At 45.5% G+C, this 12,686-nt stretch carries 6 protein-coding genes; 4 read left to right on the top strand and 2 right to left on the bottom strand.

The genetic code is table 11. The annotated features are described in order from the left end of the window. The first annotated feature begins 77 nt into the window (after nt 1-77). A complete protein-coding gene (gene der, locus BM283_RS02345; RefSeq protein ID WP_090688761.1) occupies nt 78-1,481 on the top strand; it encodes a ribosome biogenesis GTPase Der in 1,404 nt (467 codons plus the stop codon). A 44-nt stretch (nt 1,482-1,525) separates the two neighbouring features. On the opposite strand, the gene BM283_RS02340 is transcribed toward der, so the two are convergent. Continuing rightward, entirely contained in the window at nt 1,526-4,960 is a 3,435-nt protein-coding gene (locus tag BM283_RS02340; protein WP_090688757.1) for an acyl-[ACP]--phospholipid O-acyltransferase, read from the bottom strand. Nucleotides 4,961-5,346: 386 nt separating this feature from the next. Between BM283_RS02340 and BM283_RS02335 the strand changes: the two genes are divergently transcribed. The 3 genes from BM283_RS02335 to BM283_RS02325 all read left to right on the top strand — a co-directional run bounded on the left by BM283_RS02335 (nt 5,347) and on the right by BM283_RS02325 (nt 10,900). After that, nucleotides 5,347-8,208, top strand: coding sequence for a ribonucleoside-diphosphate reductase subunit alpha (locus BM283_RS02335; protein ID WP_090688754.1), 2,862 nt, complete (start codon nt 5,347-5,349; stop codon nt 8,206-8,208). A gap of 46 nt (nt 8,209-8,254) precedes the next feature. After that, entirely contained in the window at nt 8,255-9,439 is a 1,185-nt protein-coding gene (locus BM283_RS02330; RefSeq protein WP_090688751.1) for a ribonucleotide-diphosphate reductase subunit beta, read from the top strand. A gap of 252 nt (nt 9,440-9,691) precedes the next feature. Continuing rightward, the gene (locus BM283_RS02325) at nt 9,692-10,900 is read left to right on the top strand and encodes a transglycosylase SLT domain-containing protein (RefSeq protein WP_090688748.1); all 1,209 of its coding nucleotides are present in this window, start codon (nt 9,692-9,694) and stop codon (nt 10,898-10,900) included. A gap of 267 nt (nt 10,901-11,167) precedes the next feature. Here the strand turns inward: BM283_RS02325 and BM283_RS02320 are convergent, their stop codons facing one another. After that, nucleotides 11,168-12,631 carry a M17 family metallopeptidase gene (locus tag BM283_RS02320; RefSeq protein ID WP_090688946.1) on the bottom strand — a complete coding sequence of 488 codons (1,464 nt, stop codon included), beginning with the start codon at nt 12,629-12,631 and terminating at the stop codon, nt 11,168-11,170. Between the last annotated feature and the right edge of the window lie 55 nt (nt 12,632-12,686).

The raw sequence follows: 12,686 nt of genomic DNA, 5'->3' as shown, positions 1-12,686 counted from the left end.
ATAAATTTCAGAAATGCTTTCTTCTTCACACAAGGGGAAAGCATGCACCTTTTTAGTCATTCTCATTTCCTGCAATCATGAAACCTACGCTTGTGCTGGTTGGGCGTCCCAATGTCGGTAAATCAACTCTCTTTAATCGTCTCACACGGAGCCGGGATGCGATCGTGGCAGACATTCCAGGATTGACGCGAGATCGACATTATGGTCAAGGCAAAATAGGGAATAATCCTTATATTGTCGTCGATACGGGCGGTTTCGAACCTGTTGTGAAATCGGGTGTTTTACACGCGATGGCCCGGCAGACACTCCAGGCAGTGGATGAGGCAGACATTGTTTTATTTGTGGTTGATGGCCGGCAGGGATTGACGCCGCATGACAGGATTATTGCGGAGCATTTGCGGCAAACTGGCCGCAAAATCCTGCTGGTCGTAAATAAAACTGAAGGTATGCGGACAGCTATGGTCACTTCGGAATTTTATGAGCTGGGTTTGGGAGAGCCTTGTGCGATTTCAGCAATGCATGGTGACCATGTGGGTGAGCTCATTGAGTTGGCTTTGGCTGGCTTTCTTCCTCAGCAAGAAGAAATGGAAGAGAGAGCGGAAAACTATCCCAAAATTGCTATTGTGGGACGACCCAACGTAGGCAAATCCACATTGATCAATACATTGGTGGGCGAAGAGCGTGTCATTGCCTTTGATCAACCCGGTACCACGCGCGACAGTATCTATATTGATTTTGAGTATCATCAGCACCATTATACTCTAATCGATACAGCAGGCTTGCGTCGCCGTGGCAAAGTATTCGAGACGGTTGAGAAATTTTCAGTCATCAAAACGCTGCAAGCCATTGAGGAGGCAAATGTGGTGGTTCTGGTTCTTGATGCAAGAAATGATATTTCTGATCAGGACACGCATATTGCTGGGTTCATCCTGGAAACGGGAAGAGCATTGGTCATCGCCATTAACAAGTGGGATGGTCTGGATGATTATCAACGAGAAGCAATCAAGCGAGAAGTGGCGCGAAGGTTTGCCTTTCTTGATTATGCTAAATATCACTATATCTCTGCATTACATGGAAATGGCATAAGAGGACTGTTTCCGTCAATTAATGCTGCTTATGCCGCTGCAATGGCTGATCTGTCCACACCTAAACTGACACGCGCTTTACAGGCAGCTGTAGCAAAACAATCGCCCCCACGCGGAGGAATGTCCCGTCCCAAATTGCGCTATGCTCATCAGGGCGGGTCTAATCCTCCCTTGATTATTATCCATGGCAGTATGCTGGACCATGTGCCAGAAACTTACCGTCGTTACCTGGAGAATACCTTTCGTGAAACTTTCCGGCTGGAAGGTACCCCATTACGAGTAGAATTCAGGACGGGTCGCAATCCTTATGCGAATAAAAAACCTGCGCCATTGACTGAGGAAGAAGCCAGGCGAGCACATAGTCGGCGACGGCGCAACAGGAAAAAATATGGTTGATGAGATTCATTGATATGAGAAGAGAAAGATGGGAAGGTATGATCTCAAAGGCCAGCCACTTGTTTTAGAGCCCAATCGCGCAATGTGACATAATCTGTTTTACCAGTGCTTAAGAGAGGTATTTCATCAATGATTAAAATGGTTTTAGGAATATTCAACTCTCCAATGCCTTGTTGTTGAGCATAGCTGAGCAGCTCATTTCGATGGGCAGAAGGGTTGGTGGTAATGAGAACCAGCTGTTCACCTTTTTTAGCATCGGGAATCTGCACGACGGCATGCGTATAAGCAGGCCACAGTTTGTTGATGTATTCTTCTACCGCCGCCAAGGACACCATTTCACCGCCAATTTTGGCAAAGCGCTTAGCACGACCTTTAATAAAGAGATAGCCTTCCTCATCTATTTCGATGATGTCACCTGTGTCATACCAACCGTTAACCGGTGGCATCACTTGCCCAGGTGAATCGATCAGGTAATAACCTTTCATGATATTAGGGCCGGAGACCAGTAATTTACCGCCATTTTCAATACCAGGAATTTTTTCCAATCGGTAGTGAATGCCCGGGATCAGCCGACCTACTGACCCTGGCCGATGGTGCATCGGGGTATTGATACTCAAGATAGGTGCTGTTTCGGTTGTACCATATCCTTCGAGAATGCGGATGCCAAAATTTTCTAACCAGGTTCCGCGCGTGCTTTTCCTTAATTTTTCTGCGCCTGCGAATACATATCGCAGACTGCAGAAATGATAAGGATGGGCATAATGTGCATAACCAGCCAGAAAGGTATCGGTGCCAAATAAAAGGGTTGCATTCGTATCGTACACCAGTTCAGGAATAGCTCGGTAATGCAGCGGAGAGGGATAAAAAAATGTTTTTATTCCAGATAAAACAGGTAACAACATGCCGCCTGTCAGACCAAAGGAATGAAAAATCGGCAAAGCATTAAATACACTATCCGTTGGGCCAAAATCAATCACGGATGACACTTGAAAGCGGTTGGCCTGTAAATTGATGTGGCTGAGCGCTACGCCTTTAGGCGTGCCTTCAGAGCCAGAAGTAAATAGTACTACCGCGGCTGCATCGGGACCGTGTGCAGGGTGAGTAAAGTGATAAGCAAGCTGCGGCATCCGCCCGGCTACCCATCCTGTCAACTTGTGCCACCAGTGAAGGCGTTTGCGTATATCTTCCAAATAAAATATGGTGATATGTTGCGCTTGTAACCCATCGATCATGTCAGTAAATTTTGCTGCTTCGATGAACTGCCTGGAAGTAATGACTAATTTGATTTGTGCTAATTGACACGCCGCCATCACATTCATTTTGCTGGCAGAGAAATTTAACATGGCAGGGATGCGACCAAAAGCTTGTAACGCAAAAAAACTGATCAATGTGCTCGTCATATTAGGCAATAACATCCCCACATTTTCCCCTGCCCGGGTAAGCTTGCGCAGCTCGTTTCCTGCAATCAAACTGCCGGTAATCAATTGAACATAACTTATTGGTTTGCGTTCAATATCTTCCGCAATAAGATGTTTTTTACCATGGATAGCGGAGGCATCCAAAAGGGACTGAAATAACGTTTGCCTGAGCTCATTGCTTTGAAACATCATGCTTGTCATGATGTCGTAGAGCTTGATTGTAGCAAGATGTGTTCGTGGTTTTCCCTGGACTTGCGGTGGAAAATCAAATGATTCTGGGGGCATGCACGTAAGGGTGATTTTGGGAAACCACCGCATGCGGATTCTGCCCTTCAGTCGAGAGAATGGGGTGTATTGTGCACCTGAAATACTAATCGGCAGAAGCAGGGCGCCTGATTTGGAGACAATGATGACCGGGTCTTCATATACTTTCATGAGGAGCCCGGTGAGCGTTAATCTGCCCTCGGGAAAAATAACCACTCTCTGACCACTGCTTACTTTATCCATCAATAACTGAGTCGATTTCGGATCAGCAGGATCGACCGGGACAGTGTCAGCCAGAAATAAAAATGGCCTGAGCCACCAGCGCCGTACTGTGCGTAGATTGATGGCAAAACATAGTGGGTCGGGCAAGCTAGTGCTTAGCAGAAGGGCATCCAGAAATGAGAGATGATTGGCCATAATGATCATTTTATTTCCCGCTTTTGCATAATTCTCCAGTCCTTTAACTTCCAGGCGGCAGCTCGTATGAAAAACCCACTTTAGAATGGATCTGATTAAAGCCTGTGGCAATAAACTGGAGAGGTAGATCATCACAAGACCATTGAGAGTCGCGATGGTAAGAAAAACTTCTGCTATCGAGAAATTGGTGGCTAACATCAAGCTGATCGTCATGGTAGATACCACCAGAAAGAATGCATTCATGATGTGATTGCCAGCCATGACACGTGAGCGATGAGATGCTTCTGAGTAACGCTGAACAAGAGCATAAAGCGGAACCACATAGACGCCGCCGCAAATCGTGATAGCCAGCAGATCCAGCAAGATATGCCAGTGCTCGAGTGAAGCCAGAAAAGCCATTGCGCCGATCGACTCCCCTTTTGCTGGCAGCATGCTTCCGCTGGCAAAAACCAGGTCCACGGTAAAAATGGTCATGCCAAGAACTCCCAGTGGAGTAAAAGTCGCTGCAATTTCGCTTTTTAGTAACTTATTACAAAGCAGCGAGCCCAAGCCAATGCCAATGGAAAAAAATGCTAATAACAAGAGGGTAACTTGTTCATTGCCACCCATGACTTCTTTCGCGAAAAGGGGAAATTGAGAGACGAAGGCTGCCCCAAACAGCCAAAACCATGAGATCCCCAGGATGGAGCGGAATACGAGGGGATTCTGACGGATATACTGAAGGATGGCGCGAGTTTCGTTCAATACGTGGTAGCCAATTTTAATTTGAGGGGATGCAGCATAGCTTGAGGGAATCAATAGGCTGAAGAGCCAGCCGGCGAGCGCACTGATGATCATCAGGGCGGCCAGCAGAGTAATGCCGTTCTCAGCCACAAGGAGCCAGCTTACGACGATCGCCCCAGTTGATAGAGATAAAAACGTACCCGCTTCAATGAAAGCATTCCCGCCAATCAACTCATTATCCTGGAGGTGATCTGGCAGAATGCTGTATTTGAGTGGTGCAAAAAATGCTGACAGGGTTCCCATTAAAAAAAGGATGCTGAGCATCAAGGTGACGTTGCCTAAAAAGAAACTGCCTGCTGCACTACTCGTCAAGAGGATTTCTATGAATTTTATGATTCTGATGAGTTTTGCTTTGGCCCACTTGTCTGCAACCTGGCCAGCAATAGCAGAAAAAAGAAAATAAGGCAGAATGAAGAGGGCGCTCGCAACCGCTAGCATAATTTGCGGGCTAAAGTCAGTGCGCTCTATGGTTGCATAAGTGATCAAAATGACCGATATATTTCTGCAAACATGCTCATTCAATGTTCCCAGGAACTGGGTGAGAAAAAATGGCAAAAAGCGTTTAGTAGTCAACAAATGCCATTGGTTCTGATGCATAGGAATACACCTGTAATAATGAGGGAGATCAATCGAGCGTAGTTTCTTATAATATTCTCCGTCTTGAAAATCGGGAAAAAGTAAGCGTGCTTATGGATCAAGCACCTGTTTTTTGACTTAAACCTAACAGTGATTTTGGATTAAAAAATTGTCTGTAATGACCTATTTTGATAGAGCACTATTTTCTTGTTTCGGTCTTTTTATCTCTATTTCAACCTTTTTAATTTTTATTTTTTTCAATCCTGTTAATTGGTTAGGATGCTCTATTTTCTCAAAAAGTTTAGGGCTTTAATGGCTTAGTACAATAGGTCTGCTATAATCTAGCGCTTGCTACTACAGGTAGTATAGTCTACTATACTACCTCTAACTCCTTATGCTTACTCCTTATGCTTACCGCCGACAGTGAAAATTTAAGCCCAACGCTGCAAAAAGATTTTTCCGACATTCCTTCGGCGGTAGGTTCACAATACGCGCAATACAAAGTGATACGCCGTAATGGCGCAGTAGTTGCTTTTGAACCCAGCAAGATTTCTGTTGCCATGACCAAGGCTTTTATCGCTGTGGAGGGAGGGCAGGGAGCTGCGTCTGCGCGGGTGCGTGAGGTGGTGGCGCGGTTGACTCAGGATGTCGTGGCAGCGTTGACGCGGCGTCAGCCTGAAGGGGGCACGTTTCATATTGAGGATATTCAGGATCAAGTTGAGCTGGCGCTGATGCGTTCGGGCGAGCATGATGTGGCGCGCTCATATGTGCTGTATCGTGAAGAGCGGGCGCGTGAACGGGCCAAACAGCAGGAAAAATTGGCTGCTGAGAAGCAGAGCCCTGTTTTGCATGTATTGGAAAATGGCCACAGGATACCGCTTGACATTGCGCGACTGACCGCGCTGATAGAAGCCGCTTGTGCGGATCTCGGCGAGGCGGTAGATAGTGCATTGATCTTTAAATCAACATTAAGAGATTTATATGATGGGGTGCCCGCGGAAGAAGTCAGAAAATCGTTAATTTTATCAGCACGTTCCTTGATAGAAAAAGATCCTGCCTATAGCTACGTTACAGCCAGGTTGTTATTGCATACGATCCGGTTTGAGGTGCTAGGAGAGGATGTTGCGCAGAAAGAGATGACATCCCGTTACGCAGAATATTTTCCCGGTTTTATTAAGCGAGGCATCGAGGCAGGATTGCTGGATGAGCGACTGGCACAATTCGATTTGGCGCGTCTGGCAGAGGTGCTGGAGGCAGATCGTGACATGCAGTTTGGTTATCTGGGTTTACAGACACTGTATGATCGCTATTTTCTGCATATCAATGAAAAGCGTATCGAGCTGCCGCAGGCTTTTTTTATGCGGGTAGCCATGGGGCTTGCGCTGAATGAGATCGATCGTGAAGTGCGCGCCATCGAGTTCTATCATGTGCTATCAAAATTTGATTTCATGAGTTCGACGCCGACGTTGTTCAATTCAGGTACATGTCGTCCGCAGCTCTCTTCGTGTTACCTGACGACCGTACCCGATAGTCTGGATAGTATTTATGAAGCCATTAAGGAAAATGCCTTGCTTTCAAAGTTTGCGGGTGGGCTGGGTAATGACTGGACTCCGGTGCGCGCGATGGGATCGCGCATCAAGGGAACCAATGGCAAATCACAAGGTGTGGTTCCTTTTCTCAAAGTGGTTTCTGATACCGCTGTAGCGGTCAATCAGGGCGGCAAACGTAAAGGAGCCGTATGTGCCTATCTGGAATGCTGGCACCTGGATATCGAGGAGTTTTTGGAGCTGCGCAAGAACACTGGGGATGATCGTCGGCGTACGCATGATATGAATACTGCTGTCTGGGTGCCCGATTTGTTCATGAAAAGGGTGATAGAAGGGGGGGATTGGACACTGTTTTCCCCTTCGGACGTACCGGATCTCCATGACAAGTATGGCAAGGTATTTGAGCAGGCCTATCTTGCTTATGAAAAAAGAGCGATCGAGGGTGAAATTGCCTTGCACAGGAAGATTCCTGCTCAGCAATTATGGCGAAAAATGCTGACGATGCTGTTCGAGACAGGACATCCGTGGATTACCTTTAAGGATCCATGCAACATACGCTCCCCTCAAAATCATGTCGGTGTGGTACATAGTTCTAATCTTTGTACTGAAATTACGTTGAATACCAACGAGCAGGAGATTGCTGTCTGCAATCTGGGGTCGATCAATTTACTGGCGCATATCAACGATGGCAAACTGGATATAGATAAACTCAAGCGGACGATTAGTACAGCAATGCGTATGCTTGATAATGTGATCGATATCAATTTCTATGCGGTTGCCAAAGCACGTAATGCCAATTTGAGACATCGTCCGGTTGGACTTGGCGTCATGGGATTCCAGGATTGTTTGTATAAGCTTGGCATTCCTTATTCTTCTGAAGAAGCGGTAGAATTTGCAGACCGATCAATGGAGGCTATCGCTTATAATGCTTATTGGTCTTCCACCGAATTAGCAGAAGAGCGCGGTTGTTATGCCTCCTATCGTGGCAGTCTGTGGGATCGTGGCATTCTGCCACAGGATTCTCTTGAGCTATTACGCGAAGAGCGCGGAAATTATGTTGAGGTGGATACTTCCACCACTCTGCCATGGGATAAGCTGCGGGCGCGTATCAAGAAGCATGGTATGAGAAACTCGAATTGCCTGGCGATTGCACCGACTGCGACGATTTCCAATATCGTCGGTGTTTCAGCGAGTATTGAGCCTACCTATCAGAATCTATACGTTAAATCCAATTTGTCTGGTGAGTTTACGATCGCCAATAAATGGCTGGTCAATGATCTGAAGCAACGTGGTTTCTGGGATGAAGTGATGATTGCTGATCTCAAGTATTACGATGGTGCTGTCGGCAAAATAGACCGGATACCTGCCACCATACGCAATATGTATGCAACTGCTTTCGAAATGGATCCCCGCTGGTTAGTGGAGGCGGCTGCCAGGCGGCAGAAATGGATCGATCAGGCACAATCGCTCAATATCTATATGGGAGCGGCTTCTGGTAAGAAGCTCGATGAGATTTATAAGCTTGCCTGGCTGCGGGGGCTCAAGACCACCTATTATTTACGTTCATTAGGTGCCACAACGGCAGAAAAATCTACGGTGCATACCGGAACACTCAATGCCGTACCAGCCAGCGGTGGCATGGCGGCAGCAAGCGCTCAACAGATGGCAGCAGAAATCAAATATTGTGCAATTGATGATCCTGAATGTGAATCGTGCCAATGATAATGAATGCAGGGATGCAACTATATAAAGATAAGGAGAAAAGATAATGTTGACATTTGATGATGAGCCACTGCAACCAGAAAGTATTCCCAAAAAAGGCCTGTTAAGTGGAATATCCGATTCCGTTTTGTATTCTCCTGCTGCAAGCAATGCAGCGACAGAACATCACCTTGAGATACCGAATGAGATACCGAACCAAAATGTAACAAAAAATGGCCGCATCTCGGTAGAAGATAAACGCATTATCAATTGCAAGGCCGATGTCAATCAGCTGGTTCCGTTCAAGTATAAATGGGCATGGGAGAAATATCTGTCAGCTTGCGCCAATCACTGGATGCCGCAGGAAATCAATATGAGCCGTGATATCGCACTCTGGAAAGATCCTAATGGATTGACTGAAGATGAGCGGCGTGTCGTCAAGCGTAACCTTGGTTTTTTTGTGACAGCTGATTCATTGGCAGCAAATAATATTGTGCTGGGCACTTATCGTCATATTACTAACCCTGAATGTCGTCAATACCTTTTGCGTCAGGCTTTTGAGGAAGCCATTCATACCCATGCCTATCAATATATCGTGGAATCACTCGGCCTGGATGAAGGTGAAGTTTTTAATGCGTATCATGAGATTGGATCAATTCGTGATAAAGATGAATTTTTGATTCCTTTCATCGATACCTTGACCGATCCCAAATTTAAAACAGGCACATCAGAAACTGATCAGCAATTGCTGAAGAGTCTGATTGTATTTGCCTGCATCATGGAAGGACTGTTTTTCTATGTGGGATTCACCCAAATTCTGGCGCTGGGCAGGCAAAATAAAATGACAGGTGCTGCTGAACAATACCAATATATTTTGCGGGATGAATCCATGCATTGCAATTTTGGCATTGATGTCATCAATCAGATCAAGCTGGAAAATCCTCACCTCTGGACGAAAGCGTTCCGCGAAGAAATCAGCACGTTGATGCGGACAGCAGTAGAGCTTGAATACCGCTATGCAGAAGACACAATGCCCCGTGGTGTACTGGGACTCAATGCATCCATGTTCAAAGAATATCTGCGTTTTATAGCAAACCGTCGATGCCAGCAAATTGGCCTTGATACTCTCTTTTCAGACGCGGGCAATCCATTTCCCTGGATGTCGGAAATGGTTGATCTAAAGAAAGAAAAGAATTTTTTTGAGACACGTGTCATTGAATATCAAACGGGTGGTGTATTGAGCTGGGATTAGCGCTAACAGCAAATAAAAGTAAATTTGCTGGATAGCGTTTTTGAAATTTAAGGCTCTATAAGTTATAGATTCATTAATACTTTAGAAGTAAGCGCAAAAAGCAATGATGTAGCCACTTGTCTGCCAGACACGCAGCTAACTGAGTGATTCGAAAGAAATCTCAGAGAATAAGGCTGCGTATAAGGTAGGCATGATCGAATCTGAATTTTCAGAGATATTGATTATTTTGAAAATTAAGGATGAACGACACTCATGCTAAGAAAAAAAATCTTACCAAATCTCATAGTTATACTTATAGTTAGTACCATACTGGCTTTCCTACCATCTACGACACAAGCACAGGAATCTTTAGGAAATAATAAAAAAGGCCATACCTCGGAAATAAAGAAAACAGTCGCCTCTTCAAATAAACGTTCAAATGATTTATGGGCACGTATCCGCAATGGATTTTCTCTTGCAAGCATGCGAGGCCAGGAAGTAAGCCATAACGAAAATCGTTTTGCCCGCCATCAAAAGTATATCGATCAAATCGTTGAGCGGAGCAGACGCTATCTATTCCATATTGTGGAAGAAGTGGAACGGCGTGGCATGCCCATGGAGGTTGCACTGATTCCTATTATCGAAAGTGCTTTTGATCCACTCGCCCACTCTCCTAAGCAGGCATCAGGTCTCTGGCAGATTATTCCCTCTACTGGGAAAGCATTCGGGCTTGAACAAAACTGGTGGCATGATGAACGACGCGATGTCGTGGCCGCTACACGCGCTGCCTTGGACTATCTGCAGAGGCTTTATAAAATGTTTGGTGACTGGAAATTGACTTTAGCTGCCTATAATTGTGGAGAGGGCATAGTAAAAAGATATATCGATGAAAATTATAAAGAAAAGGAGCCTATTAATTTTCGTGACCTTCAGTTACCCACTGAAACCAAAAACCATGTGGCTAAGATATTTGCAATAAAGAATATTATTGCTAATCCAGAAAATTTTGGGATTAAGCTAAAACCGCTTCCTAACCGGCCCTATTTCGAACAAGTTGAAATTAATCAGCAAATCGATGTGAAGTTGGCAGCTGAGCTGGCGGATGTAACGGAAAATGAATTTACTGCACTTAATCCAGCTTACCATCGGCCGGTTATCAAAATTGACGATGTACCCCGCAAGCTTCTATTGCCAGTCAATAAGGCAAAAACTTTTGTGGATAATCTGGAAAATTACGATAAATCGCTCGTGTCATGGCGAATTTATCGGGTGAAAGAGGCGGAAACAATTGAGGGTTTATCCAATCGGTACGCCATCGATGTGGCTGAACTTGCAGAGATCAATGGTATTGCTGAAAATGGCATTGTGAGGAAGGGACAGATTTTATTAGTTCCTCGCAGCAAGAAGAGGGAAGGAGAAAAAAATTATCTGGCACAAAATAACGAGAGGGATAAGTATAATACTTACTCGCCATTGAATTAATCAGATTACTTATTCCATTTCAAAATCAAAAACAGTACGGCAAGGTGAAGCCGACAAAGCCAATTTTGATTTAGAAATGGAATTAGATAGCCTGTCAGGAAAGTGAGATGTTATACACTACTGACAGGCGCGGGGAAGCTGGGATAAAAGAAATCAAATTATAGGATAGCTAATAGCGAACGTCTTTCTATCGATCGGGTACTCATCTTCAGATGAGTCATTCAATAAGATGCATTTATTGAACATTCTTAGAAGAATGAGCTCCCATTAGTTGGTAAGAAACTTTTGCAGAAAGGCGATGGACCAGGCAACGCCAAAGCCAGTGATATCGGTCCCCACAGCCCCCAGGCCACCTTTATGATGACAGGCGGAAAGATCCATGTGGAGCCAGGGCACATCGTCAATAAACCGGCTGAGGAAACGGGCTGCCAGGATATGGTCATAATCGCTATCCAATGTGCATTGTTTGATATCCGCGATTTTGCTTTCCAGATCAGCTTCGTAATCAGCATCCATAGGAAAAGCACAAACGCGTTCACCACTTGATTTTCCCACAGCGAGCGCTTTCTGAATCAGATGTTCGCGGTTACTGAAGATGCCGCTATAACGTGACCCCAACGCAGTATAAAGGCTACCTGTTAAGGTGGCGAAATCGATCATCAAATCGGGTTTTTGTTTTTCTGCCAAAGTCAACGTATCAGCAAGCACCAAGCGGCCTTCCGCGTCAGTATGGATAATTTCTATCGTGGTCCCATTTAACGCCGTGATGACGTCATTTTGCTTATAAGCACGGGGACTAATATGATTTTGTGCAATCGCCAGCCAGCAATCGATATTAATAGGTAAATCAGCTCGTGTTGCGGCGAGTAATACGCCGAGTGCAACCGCTGACCCGTTCATATCCTCATGCATGCCATGCATGAAACGCGCAGGTTTCAGATTATGTCCACCGGTGTCATAGCAAATGCCTTTTCCGACCAGCGCGACGGTATTGCCTGATTTTTTTCCATTGCTTCGTTGTAGATGGACGATGGCCGCATCTTCGGTATCACTGCCTTGGGCTACCGCTACAAAAGCACCGGCACCCAGCTTGCGTAAGGCGGCCAGGTCATATTCCTCATACTTCCAGTTTTCATTATGGGCAAGCTTTTCGATCTGCTCGCGATAGGTTTTGGGCGTTAACTCATTGGGCGGCAATCCGGTCAATCCGCGCGCGAGCAAATTTCCTTCAGCCTGAGCGCGTAACAGCAAGAAATGGTCAGGGTCTTCATGTCCATGTAAAATGATCGACTCGAGCGATTTTCTCTCAGCTCTCAGTTTGCGTACCGGTAAAACCGCACCATTGATCCAAGTGACATAGACGGCTAATTTTGCCAAGAGCTGTCTTTGATGAGCATTGCCATGAACCGATAAATGAATCTGAGTGGGTCCCTCTTCCAATAGCAGTTGCAGCGCTTTGCGAATCACGGTGTGCTGTTCAAAAACAGATTTATTAAAATCCACCATCACCCAGGTGCAGAGCGTACCATTCTGCAAATTGGCACAGACAGGTATTTCGCTAATCTCAGATAACTGCATCTCGCGCCGAAGCAGTAATGCCTTGAGCGCATATTCGCCAGGCAAATTCATTTTGCTGGGCAGTTTTTCCAGCTTGGGAAGGAGCGCCAGAATATGCGTGGCTTTAACAGATTCATCAATCGGTACGTTATTTTGTAAAAGTGTTGCGAGCATTAGAATTCCTGCCATTATAGTTTGCGCTATTATATCTGCTATCCTAGCGATATTT

Origin of the sequence: Nitrosomonas sp. Nm34 (assembly GCF_900113925.1) — a bacterium.
Classification (GTDB): domain Bacteria; phylum Pseudomonadota; class Gammaproteobacteria; order Burkholderiales; family Nitrosomonadaceae; genus Nitrosomonas.
Note: the sequence above shows the minus strand (reverse complement) of the source record. Positions and strands in the feature narration are given on the sequence as shown.